Annotated in this window: 18 protein-coding genes; 7 read left to right on the forward strand and 11 right to left on the reverse strand. The window is 70.8% G+C overall.

The genetic code is table 11. The annotated features are described in order from the left end of the window. Positions 1 to 43 precede the first annotated feature (43 nt). Both ACQEU8_RS17505 and ACQEU8_RS17510 read right to left on the reverse strand, forming a co-directional pair. Entirely contained in the window at positions 44 to 2,128 is a 2,085-nt protein-coding gene (locus ACQEU8_RS17505; RefSeq protein WP_433101601.1) for a PhoX family protein, read from the reverse strand. A gap of 238 nt (positions 2,129 to 2,366) precedes the next feature. After that, the gene (locus tag ACQEU8_RS17510; RefSeq protein ID WP_433101603.1) at positions 2,367 to 2,618 is read right to left on the reverse strand and encodes a hypothetical protein; all 252 of its coding nucleotides are present in this window, start codon (positions 2,616 to 2,618) and stop codon (positions 2,367 to 2,369) included. A gap of 364 nt (positions 2,619 to 2,982) precedes the next feature. Here ACQEU8_RS17510 and metG point away from each other — a divergent pair, with 364 nt between their 5' ends. After that, positions 2,983 to 4,593, forward strand: a complete 1,611-nt coding sequence (gene metG / locus ACQEU8_RS17515) for a methionine--tRNA ligase (protein ID WP_433101605.1) — start codon at positions 2,983 to 2,985, stop codon at positions 4,591 to 4,593. A gap of 120 nt (positions 4,594 to 4,713) precedes the next feature. Here the strand turns inward: metG and ACQEU8_RS17520 are convergent, their stop codons facing one another. Next, positions 4,714 to 5,262 (reverse strand): Uma2 family endonuclease, encoded by a 549-nt coding sequence (locus ACQEU8_RS17520; RefSeq protein WP_433101607.1) that lies wholly within the window; start codon positions 5,260 to 5,262, stop codon positions 4,714 to 4,716. A gap of 123 nt (positions 5,263 to 5,385) precedes the next feature. Then, entirely contained in the window at positions 5,386 to 7,164 is a 1,779-nt protein-coding gene (gene aspS / locus ACQEU8_RS17525; protein ID WP_433102469.1) for an aspartate--tRNA ligase, read from the reverse strand. A gap of 119 nt (positions 7,165 to 7,283) precedes the next feature. Here aspS and ACQEU8_RS17530 point away from each other — a divergent pair, with 119 nt between their 5' ends. Beyond that, the gene (locus ACQEU8_RS17530) at positions 7,284 to 9,791 is read left to right on the forward strand and encodes an ATP-binding SpoIIE family protein phosphatase (protein ID WP_433101609.1); all 2,508 of its coding nucleotides are present in this window, start codon (positions 7,284 to 7,286) and stop codon (positions 9,789 to 9,791) included. Between the two features lie 52 nt (positions 9,792 to 9,843). Here the strand turns inward: ACQEU8_RS17530 and ACQEU8_RS17535 are convergent, their stop codons facing one another. Next, entirely contained in the window at positions 9,844 to 10,395 is a 552-nt protein-coding gene (locus ACQEU8_RS17535; RefSeq protein WP_433101611.1) for an SseB family protein, read from the reverse strand. Between the two features lie 118 nt (positions 10,396 to 10,513). On the opposite strand from ACQEU8_RS17535, the gene ACQEU8_RS17540 reads away from it, so the two are divergent. Then, positions 10,514 to 12,367, forward strand: a complete 1,854-nt coding sequence (locus ACQEU8_RS17540) for an acyl-CoA dehydrogenase (protein WP_433101613.1) — start codon at positions 10,514 to 10,516, stop codon at positions 12,365 to 12,367. Between the two features lie 122 nt (positions 12,368 to 12,489). Further along, positions 12,490 to 13,788: a M18 family aminopeptidase gene (locus ACQEU8_RS17545; RefSeq protein WP_433101615.1), complete on the forward strand. Its 1,299-nt coding sequence runs from the start codon at positions 12,490 to 12,492 to the stop codon at positions 13,786 to 13,788. 39 nt (positions 13,789 to 13,827) lie between these two features. On the opposite strand, the gene ACQEU8_RS17550 is transcribed toward ACQEU8_RS17545, so the two are convergent. Further along, positions 13,828 to 14,532, reverse strand: coding sequence for a hypothetical protein (locus tag ACQEU8_RS17550; RefSeq protein WP_433101617.1), 705 nt, complete (start codon positions 14,530 to 14,532; stop codon positions 13,828 to 13,830). Between the two features lie 160 nt (positions 14,533 to 14,692). Between ACQEU8_RS17550 and ACQEU8_RS17555 the strand changes: the two genes are divergently transcribed. Both ACQEU8_RS17555 and ACQEU8_RS17560 read left to right on the forward strand, forming a co-directional pair. Continuing rightward, complete coding sequence (locus ACQEU8_RS17555; RefSeq protein WP_433101619.1) at positions 14,693 to 15,292, forward strand: ArsR/SmtB family transcription factor; 600 nt, start codon at positions 14,693 to 14,695, stop codon at positions 15,290 to 15,292. A 157-nt stretch (positions 15,293 to 15,449) separates the two neighbouring features. After that, positions 15,450 to 15,677 carry a hypothetical protein gene (locus ACQEU8_RS17560; RefSeq protein WP_433101621.1) on the forward strand — a complete coding sequence of 76 codons (228 nt, stop codon included), beginning with the start codon at positions 15,450 to 15,452 and terminating at the stop codon, positions 15,675 to 15,677. 24 nt (positions 15,678 to 15,701) lie between these two features. Here ACQEU8_RS17560 and ACQEU8_RS17565 read toward each other — a convergent pair whose 3' ends face one another. Together ACQEU8_RS17565 and ACQEU8_RS17570 are read right to left on the reverse strand one after the other, a co-directional pair. Further along, on the reverse strand, positions 15,702 to 17,546 hold the full coding sequence (locus tag ACQEU8_RS17565) for an NHL domain-containing thioredoxin family protein (protein ID WP_433101623.1): 1,845 nt from the start codon (positions 17,544 to 17,546) through the stop codon (positions 15,702 to 15,704). A gap of 69 nt (positions 17,547 to 17,615) precedes the next feature. Further along, the gene (locus ACQEU8_RS17570; RefSeq protein WP_433101625.1) at positions 17,616 to 18,413 is read right to left on the reverse strand and encodes a carbon-nitrogen family hydrolase; all 798 of its coding nucleotides are present in this window, start codon (positions 18,411 to 18,413) and stop codon (positions 17,616 to 17,618) included. Positions 18,414 to 18,568: 155 nt separating this feature from the next. Between ACQEU8_RS17570 and ACQEU8_RS17575 the strand changes: the two genes are divergently transcribed. Next, positions 18,569 to 19,402 (forward strand): maleylpyruvate isomerase family mycothiol-dependent enzyme, encoded by an 834-nt coding sequence (locus ACQEU8_RS17575; RefSeq protein ID WP_433101627.1) that lies wholly within the window; start codon positions 18,569 to 18,571, stop codon positions 19,400 to 19,402. A 199-nt stretch (positions 19,403 to 19,601) separates the two neighbouring features. Here the strand turns inward: ACQEU8_RS17575 and ACQEU8_RS17580 are convergent, their stop codons facing one another. From ACQEU8_RS17580 to ACQEU8_RS17590, 3 genes are all read right to left on the reverse strand, one after another. After that, positions 19,602 to 20,930 carry an MFS transporter gene (locus ACQEU8_RS17580; RefSeq protein WP_433101629.1) on the reverse strand — a complete coding sequence of 443 codons (1,329 nt, stop codon included), beginning with the start codon at positions 20,928 to 20,930 and terminating at the stop codon, positions 19,602 to 19,604. Further along, positions 20,927 to 21,631: a GntR family transcriptional regulator gene (locus ACQEU8_RS17585; RefSeq protein ID WP_433101631.1), complete on the reverse strand. Its 705-nt coding sequence runs from the start codon at positions 21,629 to 21,631 to the stop codon at positions 20,927 to 20,929. Before ACQEU8_RS17585 ends, ACQEU8_RS17580 begins: the two co-directional genes overlap by 4 nt. Before the next feature lie 246 nt (positions 21,632 to 21,877). Beyond that, positions 21,878 to 23,347 (reverse strand): dihydrolipoamide acetyltransferase family protein, encoded by a 1,470-nt coding sequence (locus ACQEU8_RS17590; RefSeq protein ID WP_433101633.1) that lies wholly within the window; start codon positions 23,345 to 23,347, stop codon positions 21,878 to 21,880. Between the last annotated feature and the right edge of the window lie 12 nt (positions 23,348 to 23,359).

The raw sequence follows: 23,359 nt of genomic DNA on the forward strand, positions 1-23,359 counted from the left end.
GTCATCACCGACGGGGCCCACCCTCACGCTGCGCAACCGGACGTCACCGTCCGACGGCAGAACCGTCCTTCGGCCAAACAGCCACCACCGCCGGACGCACATACGTACCCGGACCGTCCGGCCACGTGGACGCGGGCTTCTCGACCGAGGCCCCGTCCACCTCACCGGGATGCTGCACGGCGACCAGCACCCGGCGCTCCTGCACCAGCGGACCGCAGGTCTCCGCACCCGTCGGTACGGTCAGGAACTGCCGCACCTCACCGCGCCGCGGACCCGCCGTGGCGACGCCGAACAGCCCGTCGTGCGAGCCGAGCTCGTTGCCGTCCGTGGAGATCCACAGGTTGCCGAACGCGTCGAAGGTGACATTGTCCGGGCAGGAGATCGGGCTGACCTGGTCCTTGGGGAAGCCGCCGAAGTAGGTGCCCGGGTCCTCCGGGTCGCCGCAGACCAGGAAGAGCCGCCAGGAGAAGGTCCGCGACCTGGGGTCGTTGCCGCGCTCGGCGAACTCCAGCACCTGCCCGTGCTTGTTGGCGTTGCGCGGGTTGGCCTCGTCGGCCCCCGCCTTGCCCGCCTTGCCGCGGTCGGTGTTGTTGGTCAGCGCCACATACACCCGGCCGGTGCGCGGGCTGGGCTCGATGTCCTCGGGGCGGTCCATCTTGGTGGCGCCGGCCTTGTCGGCGGCCAGCCGCGTGAAGACGTAGACCTCCTCGGCCGTCATGCCCTCGACGTACGACTTGTCGCCGCTGGCCAGCGGGATCCACCGGCCGGTGCCGTCGAACTCGCCGTCCTCGGGCAGCGTGCCCTTGCCGTCGATCTCGTCGGCCGGGCTGTCACCGGTCAGCTTGGCGACGTAGAGGGTGCCCTCGTCCAGCAGGGACATGTTGTGCCGCCGGTCCTCGGCGCTCTTCCCTCGGCGCATCGTCTTCTTGGAGACGAACTTGTAGAAGTAGTCGAAGCGCTCGTCGTCGCCCATGTAGACGACCGCGTGCCCCTCCGGGGACAGCCGGGGCTGGGCCGCCTCGTGCTTGAAGCGGCCGAGCGAGGTGTGCTTGCGGGGCGTGGAGTCCGGGTCGTACGGGTCCAGCTCGATCACCCAGCCGAAGCGGTGCACCTCGTTCGGCTCCTTGGCCAGGTCGAACCGCTCGTCGAACTGCTCCCAGCGCCGCTCGCTGGCCCCGCCCGCCACGCCGTACCGCTTGAGCCGGGCGGCGCGCTCGGGGTCGGTCACCTTCTCGGCGTTGGCGAAGTACTGGTTGAAGTTCTCCTCGCCGGAGAGCACCGTTCCCCAGGGGGTGGTGCCGCCCGAGCAGTTGTTGAGCGTGCCCAGCACCCGGCGCCCGCGCGGGTCGGCCTTGGTGCGCAGCAGTTCGCTGCCGGCGGCCGGCCCGGTCACCTCGAACGGCGTGGTCATGGTGACCCGGCGGTTGAGCGGATGGCGGGGTACGGCGTGCAGCGCGCCGGTACGCCGCTCACCCGCGACGGCGACGACGGACAGGCCGTGCGCGGCCCAGGCGATCTCGACCTGCTCACGGGTGGGCTTCTCCGGGTCGTACCCGGCGAACATCAGCTCCTCGTCGGTGTACTCGTGGTTGGCCACCAGGAGCTGGTCGGCGCCGTGGCTGCGGTGCCGCGAGGAGAGCGGCAGCAGCGTGAGGAAGTCATTGTTGTAGCCGAACTGCCCCGCCTGCGCCTTGGCGCTCTGCTTCTCCGGGTCGAAGTCCGGCGCCCCGCGCAGGATCGGCTCGCCCCAGCGGATGACGATGTTCTGCTCGTACCCCTTGGGAACGGTCACCTTGTCCGCGGTGTTCGGCGCGACCGGCTCGAACCGCAGGCCCTTGGCCGCCCCGCTGGCCGACTTGCCGCCCTTGGCCGCCGGTACGGCGGCGGAGGCGGACTCGGCGCCGGGCCCGGCGAGCCCGGTGCCCGAGGCCGCGGCGGCGACACCGACGACAGCGCCGGCACGCAGCACCGACCGGCGTGAGAGGGCTCGGGCGATGACGTCGCCTGCGTACTCGTTCGAGCTGGTGTTGGGCACCTCGTGGAAGCAGGCGTCGCCGCAGCGGTAGCGGCACGTCATCGCTGATCTTCCCGTGGGGTGCGAAGTGAGCAGCGGCAGCGACTTTCGCATCGTCGTTCCTCCGGTCTGTGCGCGGTCTGCGCGATGTGCGCGATGGCGCGGTCTGCGCGCTTGTACGCCGTACGCCGCCGTGACGCTATGGGCATGGGTACGCGAAGGAACGACCTCGGGGTGAACCGCGGGTGAACTCGTTGCCGCCCGGGGTGAGCGAGAGGGCTTCGCCCGGAGTGCCGCGCCCTGGTCCGGGCTCAACGGTCCGGGTCAGAGGTCCGGTCTCAGCGATCCGGTGTCAGACAGGGGAGGGGCTGCCGCCCTCCCGCTCCTCGTCCCAGACCACTCGCATGGCCTCCGCATGAGCGATCGTCTCGCCGATCCACTCCGGGGCGAGCGAGGTCTTCGCATAGTCACGGGCACAGGGCAGGCAGGCGTACGCGCTGCCGCCGGGCCCGGAGCCCGTCTCGATGATCGCGATCAGGGCGCGGTGCCGCACCGGCAGATCGCAGCGGCAACACGTGCCGGGGTTGGGCCCCTCGGACTGCACGCCGCCACCTCCTTCGCCGTCACTGTCGTCGCTCGACCGCCACATTGCACACGACGCACCCGGCGCATCACCGTGCGTCGTCCCCCTCGACGGGGCGGCGTCTGCCGCAGCCGGCGTCCCCGTCAAGGGGCCAACGCTTCGCCCACACCGCATCGTGCCCGCGTCGGGCCGGTAATTGAGCGATCGTCGCCGTCTGCGTGTACGCATGTAGCCGAACGATGACCGTTGTTCTTCTTCCGCGACGGCCACCACGGAGAGTGATCCGCCCGCGCTTTCCCTTGACGCGACGCCGCTGACGGCGGGGCCGGCGGCGGGCCCGACCGCGCGGCGAAAAGGGGTGGCGGTGGGCCGATAGGATTCGGGTATGGCGGCCACTGGATCAGAGCAGGCGGGCTCGGAGGCGTACTACGTCTCGACCCCCATTTACTACGTGAACGACGCTCCCCACCTGGGCCACGCCTATACGACCGTCGCAGGCGACGTGCTCACCCGCTGGCACCGTCAGCGCGGCGAGAAGGTGTGGTACCTCACCGGCACGGACGAGCACGGTCAGAAGATCATGCGCACCGCGGAGGCCAACGGAGTCAGTCCGGGCGAGTGGTGCGACAAACTCGTCGAGGAGTCCTGGAAGCCCCTCTGGGAGCACCTGCGGATCGCGAACGACGACTTCATCCGCACCACGGAGAAGCGGCACACCGACCGGGTCCAGGAATTCGTCCAGGACCTGTACGACCGCGGTGAGATCTACCAGGGCGGCTACGAGGGCCCGTACTGCGTGCCCTGCGAGGAGTACAAGACCTACGGCGAACTCCTCGACGGAGAGGGGGAGTTCGCGGGGCAGAAGCTGTGCCCCATCCACAAGAAGCCCGTGGAGATGCTCCAGGAGGAGAACTACTTCTTCAAGCTCTCCGCCTACGGCGAGAAACTGCTGGCGCACTACGAGGCGCACCCGGAGTTCATCCAGCCCGAGTCGGCGCGCAACGAGGTCATGCAGTTCGTCCGGCAGGGTCTGGAGGACCTGTCGATCTCCCGCTCCACCTTCGACTGGGGCATCAAGATCCCGTGGGACGACAAGCACGTCATCTACGTATGGATCGACGCGCTGCTCAACTACGCCACCGCCGTCGGCTACGGCTCGGACCCGGAGAAGTTCGACTCGACGTTCCCCGCCGATGTGCACCTCGTGGGGAAGGACATCCTCCGCTTCCACGCGGTGATCTGGCCCGCGATGCTGATGGCCAACGGGCTGCCGCTGCCCAAGCGGGTGGTCGCCAACGGCTGGCTGATGGTCGGCGGCGAGAAAATGTCCAAGTCCAATCTGACGGGCATCTCGCCGCACGAGCTGACGGACCACTTCGGTGTGGACGCCTACCGCTGGTACTTCCTGCGCGCCATCGCCTTCGGCCAGGACGGCTCCTTCTCCTGGGAGGACTTCTCGGCCCGCTACACCAGCGAGCTCGCCAACGACTACGGCAACCTGGCCTCCCGGGTGGCCGCCATGGTCGGCAAGTACTTCGACGGCGCCCTGCCCGAGGCCCTGGCGCACGGCGAGGCCGAACAGGCCATCGCGGACGGCCTGGCCACGGCGGTGCGCGAGGCGGACCGGAAGATCGGCGAGGAGCTGGACTTCGCGGGCGGTATCGCCGCGATCTTCGACTTCATCAAGCAGGTCAACGGCTACCTCACCGAGCAGGCCCCCTGGAAGGTCGCCAAGGACGAGAGCGCCGAGGCCCAGGCCCGGCTCGCCACGATCCTCTACACCGCCGCGGAGTCGCTGCGCGCCTGCGCGGTGCTGCTCAACGCGGTGATGCCCGACTCCAGCGCGAAGCTGTGGGAGTCCCTGGGCGCCGAACCGGCCCTCGGCCCGCTGGCCGACCAGCGCGTCGCGGAAGCCGGCGAGTGGGGCAAGCTCCCCGCCGGCACAACGGTCACCAAGGGCGCGGCACTCTTCCCGCGCTTGGAAGAGACGAAGTAAGAGCTTCCGCCGGGCGCGGGAAGACCGGGGGTCTGGGGGGCGCCCCCAGAGGACACAGCCCGAGGCTGGAGGAGACGAAGTAGGAGCGTCGGCTGAGCCCCGCCCCCGGGAGGGCTGGGCTCAGCGGCCCGGGTACGGGTGCCAGCCGGTGGTCGGCACGCTGAAGCCCAGCGGCTCCGGGAGCACCAGCGGCTGGCCGAAGATGCCCTTCCCGGTCTCCACGTAGCACCGGCCGTCCAGCTCCAGAACGTGCCACGTGGCGTCATTGGGATCGACGATCACGTACACGGGAACTCCCACCGCCGCGTAGCGCTCCCGCTTGTCCTCGTAGTCACGCTTGATCGCTGTCCGGGTGGTGGAAACCGTCTCGACCACGGCGAGCACGATCTGCGCAGGCCAGTCAGGCTCCACGTCGTCGGCGGGCCGGTCCTCGCTCCGGATGACAACGGCGTCGGCCCGGGGGCGGTAGTCGTCCGCAACCAGCAGGCCGCGCTCCGACCACGCCTCGAAGGGTTCCGGTGTGTGGCGGACGAAGGTGCGGCCTGGAAGGTCGTGAAGATGCCCGGGATTCGCCTGCATGACGAGCTCCCCGTCCAGCAGCTCCACGTGCAGGCCGTCCGGCACCTCGAGCTCGTGCCACACGCTCAGGAGCGAGTTGTTCCGCGTCATGATCGTTCGCCTCCACTCGGCGGCCGGACAGGCTGCGTACCGTCACAGTATCGGGCACACCAAGGGCCCGGGTCCTGCTCGAAGGACCCGGGCCCGGCTGGGGTTATCAGCGCGCGCCGCGCATCACTGCGCGGGCTTGACCTGCGGGGGCTTGCGCACCGAGAGGTGCAGCTCGCGCAGCCGCGCCTCGTCGACCTCGCTGGGGGCGCCCATCATCAGGTCGAGGGCGTTGTTGTTGAGGGGGAAGGCGATGGTCTCGCGGATGTTGGGCTCGTCCGCGAGGAGCATGACGATGCGGTCGATGCCGGGGGCGATCCCACCGTGCGGCGGGGCGCCGAAGCGGAACGCACGCAGCATGCCGCCGAACTCGCGCTCCACGTCCTCCTTGGAGTAGCCCGCGATACCGAACGCCTCGAACATGATCTCCGGCTCGTGGTTCCGGATCGCGCCCGAGGACAGCTCGACGCCGTTGCAGACGATGTCGTACTGCCAGGCCAGGATGTCGAGCGGGTCCTTGGTACGGAGCGCTTCCAGGCCGCCCTGCGGCATGGAGAAGGGGTTGTGGGAGAACTCGATCTTGCCGGTCTCCTCGTCCTTCTCGAACATCGGGAAGTCCACGATCCAGCAGAACCGGAAGACGTTCTCCTCGAAGTGCCCGGCGCGCTTGGCGGCCTCGACGCGGACCGCGCCCATGATCTTGGAGACCTCGTCGAACTCACCGGCGCCGAAGAACACCGCGTGGCCAGGGGCCAGGCCGAGCGCGTCGGTGAGCGCCTTGACGTTCTCCTCGGTGAGGAACTTGGCGATGGGCCCGCTCAGCGAACCGTCCTCGGCGACCCGCACCCAGGCCAGGCCCTTGGCGCCCTGCTCGACGGCGAAGTCGCCCAGCGAGTCGAAGAACTTGCGCGGCTGCCCCGCGGTGTCCGGCACCGGCAGTGCGCGAACGTGCTTGTCGGCGAACGCCTTGAAACCGGAGCCTGCGAACAGGTCGGAGACATCGGCCAGTGCCAGCCGCGCGCGCAGATCCGGCTTGTCCGAGCCGTACTTGACCATCGCCTCGCGGAACGGGATGCGCGGGAACGGTGAGGTGACCTCGCGGCCCTCGCCCAGTTCCTGGAACAGCTCGGTCATCACCGTCTCGATGACGGAGAAGACGTCCTCCTGCTCGACGAAGCTCATCTCCATGTCGAGCTGGTAGAACTCGCCCGGCGAGCGGTCGGCGCGGGCGTCCTCGTCACGGAAGCAGGGCGCGATCTGGAAGTAGCGGTCGAACCCGGCGATCATCAGCAGCTGCTTGAACTGCTGCGGCGCCTGCGGCAGCGCGTAGAACTTGCCGGCGTGCAGCCGGGAGGGGACGAGGAAGTCGCGGGCGCCCTCGGGGGAGGTGGCCGAGAGGATCGGCGTCGCCAGCTCGTTGAAGCCCTGGGCGACCATCTTCTCGCGGATGGCGGCGATGACCTTGCTGCGCAGCATCACGTTGCGGTGCATACGCTCGCGGCGCAGGTCGAGGAAGCGGTACTCCAGGCGCCGCTCCTCGTTGACGCCGTCCTCGGCGTTGATGGTGAAGGGGATCTGCTCGGCGCCGCCCAGCACCTCTACCTGGGCGACCTCCACCTCGATCTCGCCGGTGGGCAGCTCGGGGTTGACGTTCTCCTCGCCGCGCGCGGTGACCTTGCCGTCGATACGGACGACGCTCTCCTTGGCGAGCGAGCTGAGCTGGTGGTTGATCTCGCTCGACTCGTCACGCACGACCAGCTGGACGATGCCGTAGTGGTCGCGCAGATCGATGAAGAGGATGCCGCCCAGGTTCCGGCGATTGTGCAGCCAGCCGCTCAGCCGGACGTCAGTGCCGACGTCCGTGGCGCGAAGCTCGCCGCAGGTGTGGGACCGGTACCGATGCATCATTCATCCAAGTCGTTCGGCTCAGGGATCACAGTGGAGTACCCCTCAGACTACCGCCCTGGGCTACCCTGCCTCGCCCCCGTTTCCGCAACCCGATGAACTCTGCATAAAGTGGTGCAATGCGCACCGATGACGCCCTGGCGACGCTGGGCGCCGGGCTCTGGACCTGGGACAACGCCACAGGTCTGGTGACGCTGGACGCCCGTGCGGCCCGCCTCCTCGGGGTCGCCGTCGAGTCCCAGGATGTGCGTACGGACACCCACGTCTCGGACACCCACGTCACGCTCTCCGGCAGCGCGGTCCGCTCCCGGCTGCACGCCGTCGACTACGTCGGTTTCCAGGGGATCGTCACCCTCGCCCTCGCCGAGGACGCCCCCGCCGAGGCGCTGCTGCGGGTGGTGGGCGCGGACGGGCAGGTGGAACGGACCGTGCGCGTCGTCGTCCGCCCCGTACCGGCCACGCCGGGCGCCCGGGGCGTCACCGCGCGCGGCGAGGCGGCGCCCGAGTCCTCCTCAGCGCTCACCGGGCTGCTCTACGAGGTGCCCGAGCCGGAGACCGCCGCCTCCCGGGCCCCCGCCCGGCCCGCCGACGGGCAGCGACCGGGCCCCGCGCGCAGGGGCCGGGGGCGCGCCCGTGGCCGTACCGCGACAGCACCCGCGGCCAAGGGAACCGGCCCGGCCGCCCGCGGCGCCGACGCCGAGTGGGACTGGCGGCGCAACCGGGAGGCGTTCCTGCTGGACACCGGGCGGGCGCTGGCCGAGGCGTACACCACGGCGGACGTGCTGCGGGTCGCCTCGTCGCTGGCCATGCCGGGCTTCTCCCCCGAGGCACTGGCCGTCTTCGTCGTCAGCGGCGACCAGCTCACCGTCTACGGTGCGTCGCCCGGTGCCCCGGCCAGGCCCGGCCATCCGTATGTGCCCGGCGGTGGCTACGGGCCGCGGGGCAGCGGCTCCCGGCTGCACCTCGCGGACGAGGACCCGGCGGCCGAGGCAGTACGCACCGGCCGCGCGCTGTATCTGCACAGCCCACAGGAGTACGCGGACCGGTTCCCCGCCGCGCGCCCCGCCGAGACCCAGCCGGGTCATGCCGCGTGGGCGTTCCTGCCGCTGACCGTCGCGGGACGCACCATCGGCGCGTGGATGGCAGCGTTCGCACGGCCGGTCGGCTTCACCCCGGACGAGCGCGCCGTGCTGACGACGGTGGCGCGGATGCTGGCGCAGTCGCTGTCGCGGGCCATGCTGAACGAGTCGGAGCGCGAGCTGTCGGCCCGGCTCCAGCGGGTGATGCGGCCCGCGCACAGCCCGGCCGTTCCGGGGATGGACCTGGCGGCCCGGTACGTACCGACCGGCGGGGGCCTGCAGATCGGCGGCGACTGGTACGACGTCATCCCGCTGCCCTCGGGACGTACCGCGCTGGTCATCGGCGATGTCCAAGGGCACGACGTACGCGCGGCGGGCATCATGGGCCAGCTGCGGGTGGCGGTGCGCGCCTACGCCTTGGAGGGGCACCACCCGGACGCGGTGCTCTCCCGCGCCTCCCGCTTCCTGCACGAGATGAGCGCGGCCGAACGCGTCAACGCGCCACCGCCCACCGCGCCGGCGGAGGAGGTCCCGGCCCTCGCGCTGCCGGGCGAGGTGGTCGGCGAGGAGATCGACCTCGACCCGCGCTTCGCCACCTGCCTCTACATCGAGGTGGACCCGGATACCGGCGCGCTGGACGTGGCCCGCGCCGGGCACCCGGACCCGGCGGTGCAGCTGCCGGATGGCCCGCTGCTGGTCCGTCCCACCGCGGGCGGCCTGCCGCTGGGGATCGAACCCGACGCGGACTACCCCGTCACCCGGCTCGTGCTGGAGCCCGGCGAGCGGCTGCTGATGTGCACCGACGGGCTGATCGAGACGGGCGGCCACGATCTGGACACGGGGTGGGCGCGGATCAGCGCGGTCTTCGAGGAGCTGATCGACCGGGCCGGGCCGCAGGTCGGGGACACCGTCCCGGGGGAGGCGCCCGGGGGAGGGGGGCCGGCGCTGGAGCAGCTGGCCGAGGCCCTCGTGCAGGCAGTGCAGGCGAGCAGCGTCGTCGGCACGGCGGACGGTGCGGAGGGGCCGCTCGCCGACCGGCGCGAGGACGACATCGCGCTGCTGCTGCTCGCCCGGAGCCCCACGGGCGCGGGCCGCCTGGAGGTAGGCGTCCCGGTCGCCACCCGGCGCACGGTACTGACCGTCGCACAGGCCCAGCCGGACCGGATCGCCGTCGCCCGCCACCAGCTCCGCGACCTGCTGCACGACTGGACCAACCCGGACCAGGTGGACGGCGCCGTGCTGATGCTCTCGGAGATGCTGACGAATGTGCTGGTGCACACCGACGGGGACGCGGTCCTCGTCGCGGAGATCACCGTGCCACGTGAGGGCGACGCCGAGCGGCGCACGCTGCGGGTCAACGTCTCGGACTCCAGCGACGAGCTGCCCCACCGCCGCAGCCCCGGCGAACTCGCCTCCTCCGGGCGCGGCTTGATGCTCCTGGGCATGCTCGCGGACCGCTGGGGCGTTGACCCCCGGGGCGAGGGCAAGTGCACGTGGTTCGAGATCCACGAGGACCCTCGCGGGGGCGCCGCCGCTATGGAGTCGTGACCCCCAACCGCTTGTGGGGGAGCCCCTCAACGCGATGGCCTCAGCGGTAGCGTCAGCCGTACATGCGGCGCATGGCGAAGTCGACCATTTCCTCGACGGCCTTGGCGTCGAAGACCACCCGGTGCTCGCCCTCCATGTCGAGTACGAAGCCGTATCCCGACGGCAGCAGGTCGAGGACCTCGGCGCCGGTGATGACGAAGTACTTCGACTCCTTGCCCGCGTAGGCGCGCAGCTCCTTGAGGGTGCTGAACATCGGGATGACGGGCTGCTGGGTGTTGTGCAGGGCGAGGAAGCCGGGGGTGTCGCCGCGCGGGCAGTACACCTTGGAGGTGGAGAAGATGCCCTGGAAGTCCTCGGCGCTCATCGAGCCCGTGGTGAAGGCGCGGATCGCCTCCTGGAGGGAGGGCGGCGACGGCTCGGGGTACAGCGGCTGCTGCGGCCCCGGCTGCCCGTACGGCGGCGCCTGCTGCTGTGCTCCGTACGGCGGCGGGGGCGGTGCCTGGTGACCTTGCTGACCGGGGTGCGAAGCATGCCCGGCGTGCTGATAGCCGTGCGGTCCATGGCCCTGTCCGGGCGGCGCACCGGTCTGGTCGTAACCGTACATAGCTATGAAGAGTAACGAGTCACAGAAGGGCGGTGAGGGGTTGCTTCTTATTACCGACGGGTAGCATCATCTGTGGGACTACCGACAAGTACGAGCGAGCCACTACGGAGCCGTCGCCATGGGGCATTACAAGTCGAATCTCCGCGACATCGAGTTCAACCTTTTCGAGGTGCTCGGGCGCGACACGGTGTACGGCACCGGACCGTTCGCGGAGATGGACGTCGAGACCGCCAAGAACGTGCTGTCCGAGATCGCGCGGCTGGCGGAGAACGAGCTGGCCGCCTCCTTCGAGGACGGTGACCGCAATCCGCCGGTCTTCGACCCGGACACCAACACCGCGCCGGTGCCCGAGACCTTCAAGAAGAGCTACCAGGCGTATATGGACGCCGAGTGGTGGCGGCTGGGCATCCCGGAGGAGATCGGCGGCACGACCGCTCCCCGCTCGCTGCTGTGGGGCTTCGCCGAGACGATCCTGGGCGCCAACCCGGCCGTGTGGATGTACGCCTCGGGTCCGGCCTTCGCGGGCGTGCTGCACGAGGAGGGCACCGAGGAGCAGCGCAAGATCGCGCAGCTGATGGCCGAGAAGCAGTGGGGCTCCACCATGGTGCTCACCGAGCCGGACGCCGGCTCGGACGTGGGCGCGGGCCGCACCAAGGCCACCCAGCAGGCCGACGGCAGCTGGCACATCGAGGGCGTGAAGCGCTTCATCACCTCCGGTGAGCACGACATGTCCGAGAACATCGTGCACTTCGTGCTCGCCCGCCCCGAGGGCCACGGCCCCGGCACCAAGGGCCTGTCGCTGTTCATCGTCCCGAAGTACGACTTCGACTGGAACACCGGCGAGCTGGGCCAGCGCAACGGCGTCTACGCCACCAACGTCGAGCACAAGATGGGCCTGAAGGTCTCCAACACCTGCGAGATGACCTTCGGCGTTGGGGGTACCTCCCGGACGGAGTCTGGGGGAGCGCCCGCCAAGGGCTGGCTGCTGGGCGAGAAGCACGACGGCATCCGGCAGATGTTCAAGATCATCGAGTTTGCCCGGATGATGGTCGGCACCAAGGCCATCGCCACCCTCTCCACCGGCTACCTCAACGCCCTGGAGTACGCCAAGGAGCGGGTGCAGGGCGCCGACCTGGCGCAGTTCACCGACAAGACCGCGCCGCGCGTCACCATCACCCACCACCCCGACGTACGCCGCGCGCTGCTGACGCAGAAGGCGTACGCCGAGGGCATGCGCTCCCTCGTCCTCTACACCGCCGCGGTGCAGGACGAGATCCTGGTCAAGGAGCACAACGGCGAGGACGCCGACGCCGCGCGCCGCCTCAACGACCTGCTGCTGCCCATCGTGAAGGGCTACGGCTCCGAGAAGTCGTACGAGCAGCTGGCGCAGTCCCTCCAGACCCTGGGCGGCTCCGGCTACCTCCAGGAGTACCCGATCGAGCAGTACATCCGGGACGCCAAGATCGACACCCTCTACGAGGGCACCACCGCCATCCAGGGCCAGGACTTCTTCTTCCGCAAGGTCGTCCGCGACCAGGGGCAGGCGCTCACCGCGCTGTCCGAGGAGATCAAGAAGTTCCTCGCCGAGGCCCAGGGCGGCGAGGAGCTGGCCGGCTCCCGCGACCAGCTCGCCAAGGCCGCCGCCGAGCTGGAGGCCATCGTCGGCACCATGCTCACCGACCTGGCCGCCACCGAGAAGGACGTCAAGTCCATCTACAAGGTGGGCCTCAACACCACCCGCTTCCTGATGGCCGCGGGCGACGTCGTCATCGGCTACCTGCTGCTGCGCGGCGCCGCCGTGGCCGCCGAGAAGCTGGCGGGCGCCTCCGCGAAGGACGCCCCCTTCTACCAGGGCAAGATCGCCGCGGCGAAGTTCTTCGCCGCGAACGTGCTGCCGCAGGTCGCCGTCCAGCGCGAGCTGGCCGACGCGGTGGACCTGTCGGTGATGGAGCTGGACGAGAACGCGTTCTGAGTCTCCTTCGGCCGACTCCGGCCCGGCGCCCCGCTCCCGCCCCATGGGAGCGGGGCGCTCCCGTTGTGTGGGTACGCCCGCACCAGCCGAAGGCGCCGCCAGGAGCGCCGTAAGGTGGGGCCATGAGCACTGCCACGCCGTTCGACCGCGGGCACACCGACGGTCTGCTGTCCTTCCTCGCCGCAAGCCCCTCCCCCTATCACGCGGTGGCGAACGCGGCCGCACGGCTGGAGAAGGCCGGCTTCCGGCAGTTGAGGGAGAGCGAGGCGTGGGACTCCGAGCCGGGCGGCCGGTACGTGCTGCGCGGCGGCGCGCTCATCGCGTGGTACGTCCCCGAGGGCGCCACACCCGCCACCCCGTTCCGCATCGTCGGTGCCCACACCGACTCGCCCAATCTGCGCGTCAAGCCCGTCCCCGACACCGGCGCACACGGCTGGCGGCAGGTTGCCGTCGAGATCTACGGCGGCGCCCTCCTCAACACCTGGCTCGACCGCGACCTGGGCATCAGCGGCCGGCTGACCCTCCGCGACGGCTCCACCCATCTGGTGAACGTCGACCGCGCCGTGCTGCGCGTACCGCAGCTCGCCATCCATCTCGACCGGCAGGTCAACGACGGCCTCAAGCTGAACCGCCAGCGCCATATGACCCCGGTGTGGGGGCTCGGCCAGCCGAAGGAGGGCGATCTGCTGCGCTTCCTCGGCGAGGAGAGCGGGCTGCCCGCGGACGAGATCACCGGCTGGGACCTGATGACGCACAGCGTCGAACCTCCCGCCTACCTGGGGCGCGACCGCGAACTCGTCGCGGGCCCGCGGATGGACAATCTGCTGTCGGTGCACGCGGGCGTCGCGGCGCTTACCGCCGTGGCGGGACGCGGCGCCGGCGCCGAGCCGGGCACCATCCCCGTACTGGCCGCCTTCGACCACGAGGAGAACGGCAGCCAGTCCGACACCGGCGCCGAGGGCCCGCTGCTGGGTTCGGTGTTGGAGCGCTCGGTCTTCGCCCGTGGCGGCTCGTACGAGGACCGGGCACGGGCCTGGGCTGGCACTGTCTGCCTCTCATCCGATACCGGCCACGCCGTGCACCCCAACTACCCCGAACGGCACGAGCCAGGCCACCACCCGCTGCCCAACGGCGGCCCGATCCTCAAGGTCAACGTCAACCAGCGCTACTCCACCGACGGCAGCGGCCGCGCCCTGTTCGCGGCGGCCTGCGAGCGCGCGGGCGTGCCCTGGCAGAGCTTCGTCTCCAACAACGACGTGCCCTGCGGCACCACCATCGGTCCCATCACCGCGGCCCGGCACGGGATCACCACCGTCGACATCGGCGTGGCGATCCTGTCCATGCACTCCGCACGGGAGCTGTGCGGCGCCGACGACCCTGCCCTGCTGGCCAACTGCCTCACGGCGTTCCTGGCCGAGTGAGCCGGGGGTGCCGGGGCCGCAGGCGGGCCCGGATCGCCGTCAGGGCAGTTCGGAGTAGGAGCGCATCGAGCGCTCGCCGTTCTCCAGACGTATGTGGTTTTCCCCGGACGAGGCGGGCAGGGCCAGCGCGCGGTCCAGGACCGGACCCATGCGCCCGCAGTGCGAGGTGCGGGGCGCGGCGAAGGCGCGGTCTTCCATGGCAGGCAGCCGACCGGGCTCGGGGACGCCAACGGCCTTGAGCGTGAGCTGAACCGGCTGCGCGTCGCTGCCTATGGCGCAGGCCGCCGGCAGCCGAAGCGGCGACCGCCCGCCGTCGAGGCCCATTATCAGGGCCAGTTCGCCGACGCGCTCGTCGTCCGAGTGGAAGTCGAACGACCCTCCGTAGCGCAGTTTCACACGCAGCGGTGTGCCCGGCACCGGGTACGGGTCGGCCTTCAACCCGCCGAACACCTGGTGGAACTCGCCGTCGATCCGTCCCTCGGCGTGTGTGACGACGAGCGGCTTGTCCAGGGGCACCTTCAGCCGTCCGACCTTCAGGCTTCCCGTCGCTGTCTGCACCTCGCACCGCCATTGCGCGGGGTCGGCCCCGTCGGGCAGTTCCGCCCGGGTGGGGCAGGCGGCGAACGTCCCTGTGTGCTTGCCCCTCTCGGCCGTATCTCTCTCCTGCGCGGCAACCGCCGGGGCCGCGGCAAGCCCCGCCGCCGTCACCACCATCGCCGCCACGCCGACCACAACTCTCGTCATCCGACGTGCCCCGCTGAATCCGAACACAGCGCACCCCCACCACAGTTGGCGCGGGCGCTCCTCGCCCGGCCTCGCCCCCTCAGCATTGCAGAGATTCCTCTGCAGCGGAAGCTCTGCAGATAAAATACTGCAGAGGAAGCTCTGCCAGTAGGCTGGGTTCATGACTGAGCAAGACGAGAACGGGCGGGTCGGCGTGGGCGACGAGGCACGGCGCACCGTCAGCGACCCCGCGTCCCTGAAGGCGCTCGCCCACCCCCTGCGCCTCAAGATCCTCCGCCGCCTGGGCACTTCGGGACCCGCCACGGCCACCACCCTCGCCGCCGTACTCGACGAGAACACCGGAACGCTCAGCTACCACCTGCGCCAACTCGAGCGCGCCGGCTTCATCGAGGACGACCCCGACCGCTCGGCGAGCGGTCGGGAACGCTGGTGGCGCGGGGTGCGCGGGCTGGACGTACGCCGGCCGCCGCAGGCCGAGCTGACGGCGGCCGAGCGCGCCGTCCTGGGTGAATTGGACCGGCTGCGCATGGAGGAGGACCTGGAGCTGGCCCGCCGCTACGCCCTCGAACACCCGGAGGCCGAAGGCTGGATGCGCGGTTCACGCGGCCTCCTCCACCTCACCCGGGAGGAGTTGGCGGAGTTCCACGACGCGTATCTGGAGCTGCTGCATCGCTTCGCACACGGGCGGAAAGAGGCGACACCCGGCACGCGGCCGATAGCCCTGCGCTGGTTCGGGGTGCCGGTCGACACCGAGGAGTGACCCCCCGGGAGGTGCGCGGGCCCCGCGAAGCCGTACGACTCCCGCCAGGCACACCTACCGCTGCATGTGTCCCCCCGGGTCGGGTACTCGCGCCCGGTAAGTGAACCGGTCGCCCCACAGGGCCGGTTCGGCTCAACCGAGCTTGGAGGCATCACTCGTGGGCATCATCATCTGCATCGGCATGATGGCCGTGGGGGCGATTCTGACGCTGGCCATCGATCTCGACCTCAGTGGGATCAACGTCGACCTGATGGGCATCGTCCTGCTGATCGTCGGCACGATCGGACTGTGCACGTACATCAGCATCCTCAAGCGCCGCCGCGTGGAACCCCCGTCCCCCGGCGCACCGGTGGTCGAGGAGTACAACAGGCACCACTGGGAATGAGCCGCTCCCGCCGGCTCCCGGACCTCAGCCCGCGGCCATCCCCGCCAGCACCAGCGGCAGCCGGTCGGCGCCCCGCGCGCTCAGCCGCACCGGGACTCCCCAGTCCTGCTGGTGCATATGGCAGGCAGGGTACTCCCCCTCCTCGTCGCAGGAGGCAGCCATCGCCGAGACGTGCAGCACACCCTCGGTCCCCTCATCACCTGACAGCCGCACCTCACGGTGCAGTTCGGTCCCCGTCCCCTCGCCATCGGCGAGCAGTCCGGGCGGGGTCGAGCTGACGACCAGCCGCGTCGCGGGGCCGTAGCGGGAGTCGAGCTTCTGCCCGGGCGGCGGCTGGAAGACGACGTCGAGCCTAAGCACGCCCGGCGCCACCTCGGTGGCCGCCCGCTGCGTACGGTGCGCCACGGCCTCGACCCGTACGGCGTCCTCGGGCAGCCGCAGCCTGGTCAGCCGGTGCCGCGCCGACTCGACGACGACGATCTCCGGGGCGCCGTCCGCGCCGTCGGGGGCCAGCACGGCACCCGACGGCTCGCGCAGGTCCGTGGCCAGCGTGCTCACCTCACCCAGCTCGCCGGTGGCCGGGTCGTAGCGGCGTAGCGCGTGGTTGTACGTGTCGCAGACGGCGACCGATCCGTCGGGCAGCGCCGTGACGCCCAGCGGGTGCTGGAACAAGGCCTGACCCGCCGGGCCGTCCCGGTGGCCGAAGTCGAACAGGCCGGTGCCGACGGCCGTCCGTACCGCGAACCCGTCCCCCTCGCGCTCGATCCACCGCAGCGCACTCGTCTCGGAGTCGGCCACCCACAGCCGGGTGCCGTCCGCCGCGACGGCCAGCCCGGACGGCTGGGCGAACCACGCCTCGGCTGCGGGCCCGTCCACCAGGCCCTCGTTCGTCGTACCCGCCGCGACGGCCACGGTCCCGCTCTCCGGGTCGTACGTCCACACCTGGTGCACCCCGGCCATCGCGATCCACACCTGCCCCGCGAACCACGCCACGTCCCACGGCGAGGAGAGCGCCACCTCCCGCGCGGGACCGCTTGTGCGGGCGCCCTGCCACCACTGCGCGCCGGTTCCCGCAACGGTTGCCACGCTGCCGGTCTCCGGATCGAGTCGGCGCAGCGCGTGGTTGACGGTGTCCGCGACCAGCACCCCGCCGTCCGGCAGCAGCGCCAGCCCCTGCGGCTCGTTGAACCGCGCCTGCTGTGCCGCGCCGTCCACCAGCCCTCGCTCGCCGGACCCGATCCGCCGCAGCACGGTCTCCCCGTCCGTCGCCAGCTCCACCAGCTGGTGCCGGGTGGTGTCCGAGACGAGGAATGTGCCCTGCGGCAGCGCCAGCACCTTCCCGGGGAAGCGCAGCTCACCGGCGACCGGCTCCGGCGCGCTGAACGGCGCCTCGCCCCGCCGCAGCGTCCCCTTCGCCTCGTGCTCCGCCTCCAGCTGACCGACCAGCTTCTCGATCGCGTGCACATGCCCCTCACCGGCGTGCTGCGCGACCACGTACCCCTCCGGGTCGATCACCACCAGCGTCGGCCACGCCCGCACCGCGTACTGCTTCCACGTCGCCAGCTCGGGGTCGTCCAGCACCGGGTGCGCCACCCCGTACCGCTCCACCGCGTCCACCACGGCGGCGTGCTCGGCCTCGTGCACGAACTTCGGCGAGTGCACCCCGATCACGACCACCGTGTCCCGGTGCCGCTCCTCCAGCTCCCGCAACTCGTCGATAACATGCAGGCAGTTGATGCAGCAGAAGGTCCAGAAGTCGAGCACCACGATCCGGCCCCGGAGCCCGGCCAGGTCGAGCTCCTCGCCTCCGGTGTTGATCCAGGACCGTCCATGCAGCTCAGGGGCGCGGACGCGGGCACGATTGGTCATGCCGTCCAGGGTGCCACTCCGGCTTTGCGGACGGCGGAGGGGCCCCGAGGGGTCGATGGGGCAGCGGGCTCAGAGCACCCGGTCCTTGAGAACGGGGAACGTCTCGCGGACCTTGTCGATCTGGGAGAGGTCGAGCTCGGCGGTGACCGTGGTCTCCTCGGTGCCGTCGGCCTCCGCGAGGATGGTGCCCCAGGGGTCGATGACGGCGCTGCGGCCGGCCTGCGCGACGCCCGCGTGGCTGCCCGCTGTGCCGCAGGCGAGGACGAAGCACTGGTTCTCCACCGCACGGGTGCGGGCGAAGAGCGTCCAGTGGTCGGCACGCTTCGCGGGCCAGCCGGCCGGGACGACCAGCACCCGGGCGCCGTCGGGTTCGGCGTCGATCAGGGCCCGGAAGAGTTCGGGGAAGCGCAGGTCGTAGCAGGTGGCCAGACCGAGTGTGGCCTGCGGGTGGGACACCGTGACGGGAGTGGAGCCCGCGGCCATCAGGATGGCCTCGCCCCGGTCGAAGCCGAAGCGGTGGATCTTGCGGTAGGTGGCGGCGAGTTCGCCGGTCGGGGAGAAGACCAGCGAGGTGTTGTAGAGGGCGCCGCCCTCGGGGGCCCTCTCGACGATGGAGCCCGCGTGCAGCCAGACGCCCGCGTCCCGGGCGGCCGCCGACATGGCGAGCGCCGTCGGCCCGGTAGCCGGATCCGCGTCCTCGGCCTCCGCGGCGAAGCGCTCGTACGCGAAGGCGCCGACGGGCCAAAGTTCGGGCAGTACCACCAGGTCGGCACCGGCTTGTTCGCGTACGAGAGAAGACACCCGCTCCCGCCGGGAATCGACCGACTCGTCCGGGTCTACGTAAATCTGCAAGAGCGAAGCGCGCACCGTACCACCGTCCATGCGATCGAGGGGGTCGATTGGGCCTAGCATCGTCCCAAAAGCACTGCCGGGGTGCCCGGGCGCAGCGTAACTTGAGAGCACCCAGCTTCAGCACCCTGCCCTGTCCAGCCCGCGAACGAACCGCAACGCCGAGGGGTCCCGTGACCGACCACCCAAGCCTTCAGCCCTACGTTGACGCCTGGACGCAGTCCATGGAAGCAATATCCGAGCTGGTCACTCCGCTCGTGGAAGGGGAGTGGAACGGGCGGACCGATTGCCCGGGGTGGTCGGTCCGCGATGTGGTCTCCCACATCATCGGCATCGAGTGCGAACTGCTGGGCGATCCCAGGCCCATCCACTCGCTCCCGCGCGACATCTACCACGTACGGGACGAGGTCAGCCGGCACATGGAAGTGCAGGTGGACGTGCGGCGGCACCACACAGGTCCGGAGATGACCAGCGAGTTCGAGTACACGCTCATCCGCCGCTCGCGGCAGTTGCGGAACGAGAAGCGGGGCCCGGACGCCGAGGTCAACAACGTGCTGCCGTTCGGCCCGCGCAAGCTGCCCCTGGAGCGGCAGTTGATGCTGCGCGCCTTCGATGTGTGGGTGCACGAGCAGGATCTGCGGCGTGCGCTGGACAAGCCGGGGAACCTGGACTCCCCGGGTGCGCACGTGGCGCGGGACGAGTTCCTCTCCCGGCTGCCGAAGGTCGTCGCCCACGACGCGGGGGCGCCGCCCAACTGCGCGGTGGTCTTCGATGTGAGCGGGCCCGTCGAGTTCATGCGGACCGTGCGGGTTGATCCGGCCGGCAACGGCACGGTGGACGGCAGCGTCTCGCTGGGCCCCGCCGCCACCCTCGCGATGGACTGGGAGACGTACTCCCGGCTCGCCGCGGGGCGGGTACGGGCGGAGGCCGTCGCGGAACGGGTGAAGGTTGACGGAGACGCGGAGTTGGCCGGCGCCATTTTGCGGCACTTCGCGGTGACGCCCTGAGGGGGGTTACCCCTCGCGTCTTGCGTACCCGGCAATGAGGGCTGCGCTTGCCCACCCTGCGCCCTGGGGGTACCTCCCGGACGGAGTCTGGGGGAGCAGACTGCCCAAGCTTCGCGGGCAAGCCATCAAGGGGCGCGGGGAACTGCGCGCGCAACGACAACGCACCCGCAGCCTGCGACGACGAGACAGGGGCAGCCCCCTACACGGGGACGTGGACGGCTTCCACCCTGCTGGCGACCACTCGTTCTCGCTCCCGGCGCACCGCGCGCCCCCGTAGGCGGGTGAACTGGGCCAGGCCGAGGGCTTGGAGGACGAAGACGGCGGCGAAGGCGATCCGGAAATTGTCGCCCGTCAGATCGAGCAGTACGCCGACAGCGAACAGCGTCGTCATGGACGCGGTGAAGCCGCCCATGTTGACGATGCCGGAGGCGGTGCCGTGCCTCTCGGGCGGGTTGGCGGGGCGGGAGAAGTCGAAGCCGATCATCGAGCCGGGCCCGCACGCGCCGAGCACCACGCACAGCAGCACCAGCAGCCACATCGGCGCGTGCCCCGGCCAGGCGAGGGCCGCCGCCCACGCCGCCGCGGTGGTGAACACCGTACCGAGCACCAGCGGGGTACGGGCCGTGTGGTGGCGGGCGATGACCTGCCCGTACACCAGCCCGCAGCACATGTTGGAGACCACCACCAGGGTCAGCAGCTCGCCCGCCGTGCCCCTGTCCAGCCCCTGGGCCTCGACCAGGTACGGCATGCCCCACAGCAGCAGGAAGACCATGCCGGGGAACTGGCAGGTGAAGTGCACCCACATACCGGCCCGGGTGCCCGGCTCCCGCCACGCGGCGCCGATCTGCTGCCGTATGTAGCCCGTTCCGGGGCCGTGGTCCCGGTCGCCGCCCTTGGGGACGGACGGCGGCTCGTGCCCCTCGGGGTGGTCGCGCAGGAAGAAGATCACCAGCAGCAGGATGACGAACCCGCCCGCCGCGCTCCCCGCGAACGTCGGCGTCCAGCCGAACGTCTCCAGGACCCGGGCGAGCACCAGCGTGGTGACGAGGTTGCCCGACATCCCGATCAACGCGGCGACCTGCGCGATCATCGGCCCCTTGCGCGCGGGGAACCAGCGCGCGCCCAGCCGCAGTACGGCGATGAACGTCATCGCGTCGCCGCAGCCCAGCAGCGCGCGGAAGGCCAGCGCCGTGCCGTACGAGGACGAGAGCGCGAAGCCGAACTGGCCCGCCGTGAACAGCAGGATGCCCAGCAGCAGGACGCGGCGCGTCCCCCAGCGGTCCACCAGCAGGCCCACGGGTATCTGCATCCCCGCGTACACCAGCAGCTGGAGGATCGAGAAGCCGGCGAGCGCGGAGGCGTTGATGTCGAAGCGATGGGCGGCGTCGATACCCGCGACGCCGAGGCTGGTGCGGAAGGTGACCGCCACGAAGTAGACCGCGACGCCGATCCCCCACACCCACAGCGCGCGGGGGCCGCCCGGCGGGTCACCGGGCAGCCGCAGCTCCACGGAGGGCGACGCACTCATCGCGGATCACCGAGCTCGCGGAGGTCCTCGCCGCGCACCAGATGACGGACCCGGCTCACATGTTGGTGCACCGCGAGCGCCGCGGCCTCGCTGTCCCCCTCGCGCAGGGTGCGCAGGATGTCGGCGTGCTCGGTGATGTTCTTCGCCACCCGGTCCGGGTGCGCGTGCATCACGGCGACCCCCATCCGCAGTTGGCGGTCCCGGAGCTGGTCGTAGAGGCGGGTGAGGATCTGGTTGCCCGTGGCCTCGACGATCGTGGCGTGAAAACAGCGGTCGGCGGCGGAGACGGCGGCCAGATCGCCCGCCTCGGCGTGCGCGATCTGCTCGGCCAGGGTCTCCTCCAGCCGGTCGACCAGCGACTGCGACACCGGGACGGCGCGGCGCACCGCGTGCTGCTCCACCAGCAGGCGGGTCTCCACGACGTCCTCGATCTCCTGCGCGGAGACCGGCAGTACGAGCGCGCCCTTCTTCGGGTACAGCCGGATGAGGCCCTCGACCTCCAGCCGGAGCAGGCCCTCACGTACGGGGGTGCGGGAGACGCCCACCGCCTGGGCGAGTTCACCTTCGGTGAGGAGCAGACCGCCCTCGTACCGCCGCTCCAGCACGGCCTGCTTGACGTGCGCGTACACCCGCTCAGCAGCAGCCGGCTGCCGCCGGGCGTCTTTGGTGGCTCGCGCTGTGAGGGGTGTGGGGGAAGCCATGTGCACACCATAGATACAACACGCATACGTGAGGGGTGGCTTCCGCCATGTGGACATCGCCGAGCGCTGTGGTCGCGGCCGTCACCTATGCCGCCGGACCCTGTCGCGTTGTGGTTGCGCGCCGTACCGGCGGAAAAAGTTCATGGCGAGACCCCGCCGAGGTGTGGGGGCGGAGCCCCCACACCCCTTTCCGCCGCGACGGCGCGCAACGACGACGGCGAGGGTCCGGCGGAAGGGACGACGGGCTCAGCCCCAGGTCATCAGCCGCTTGGGGCGCTCCAGCACTGCCGCGATGTCGGCCAGCACCTTGGAGCCGAGTTCGCCGTCGACCAGGCGGTGGTCGAAGGAGAGGGCCAGCGTGGTGACATGGCGCGGCTTGACCTTCCCCTTGTGCACCCAGGGCTGTTCGCGGATCTGGCCGAAGGCCAGAATGGCGGACTCGCCGGGGTTGAGGATCGGCGTACCGGTGTCCACACCGAAGACGCCGACGTTGGTGATCGTCACCGTGCCCCCGCTCATCGCGGCAGGACTGGTCCTGCCCTCACGTGCGGTGGCGACGAGCTCACCGAGCGCGGACGCCAGTTCGGGCAGGGTCTTGTCCTGTGCGTCCTTGATGTTAGGGACGATCAGTCCGCGCGGCGTGGCCGCCGCGATGCCCAGGTTGACGTAGTGCTTGCGGACGATCTCCTGCCGCTCCTCGTCCCAGGCGGCGTTGACCTCCGGATTGCGCCGGATGGCCAGTAGGAACGCCTTGGCGACGAACAGCAGCGGGTTGACGCGGACGCCCGCCATGTCCGGGTCCTGCTTGAGCTCCGCGACGAGCTTCATCGTCCGGGTGACGTCCACGGTCACGAACTCGGTGACGTGCGGCGCCGTGAACGCGCTGTCCACCATCGCCTGCGCCGTGGCCTTCCGTACGCCCTTGACGGGGATACGGGTCTCCCGGGCGCCGGGAGCCGCGACGGCGGGTTCCACCACCGGGGCCGCGGCGGGCTCCGGGGCAGCGGCGGGCTCGGGGGCCGCCGCCGCGTGTACGTCGTCGCGGGTGATGATCCCGTCGGGGCCGGTCGGCGTGACCGTGTTCAGATCGACGCCGAGGTCCTTGGCGAGCTTGCGTACCGGGGGCTTGGCGAGCGGGCGTTCACCGGCGGGGGCCGGAACCGCCGCGCCGTGCCCATTGCGGCCCGGCTCCGCGACGGGGGTGGGAGCCCCGGCTCCGGGCACCGGCTTGCGCGGGCGCCGCTTGGTGGAGCTGGTGCCGACTCCGTAGCCGACCAGTACGGGCTGCCGCCCCTCCGGCTCGGCCTCTTCCTCGGCCTCTCCCTCAGCGGCGGACTCCGCAGCGGCAGTCTCCGCTTCCTCGGCGGCCTCGGCCGCCGCACCGGCTCCCGTCTCCATCGCGGGCTGGGCCGCGGAGGCGGCACCGGTGCCAGTGGCCGGGCCACCGGTGTCGACGGTGATGATCGGGGTGCCGACGTCGACCGTCGTACCCTCCTCGAACCGCAGTTCGTGCACGAGTCCGTTGAACGGGATGGGCAGTTCGACGGCGGCCTTGGCCGTCTCCACCTCGCAGACGACCTGCCCGTCGGTGACGGTGTCACCGGGCTGTACGTACCACTTGAGGATCTCGGCCTCCGTCAGCCCCTCGCCCACATCGGGCATCTTGAACTCACGGATGCCGGCGGCCGTCTGTCCGGTCTGTGCGCTGTTGGTCATCGTCACGGCTCT

Origin of the sequence: Streptomyces sp. CA-250714 (genome assembly GCF_050936705.1) — a bacterium.
In the GTDB taxonomy this organism is placed as follows: Bacteria; Actinomycetota; Actinomycetes; order Streptomycetales; family Streptomycetaceae; genus Streptomyces.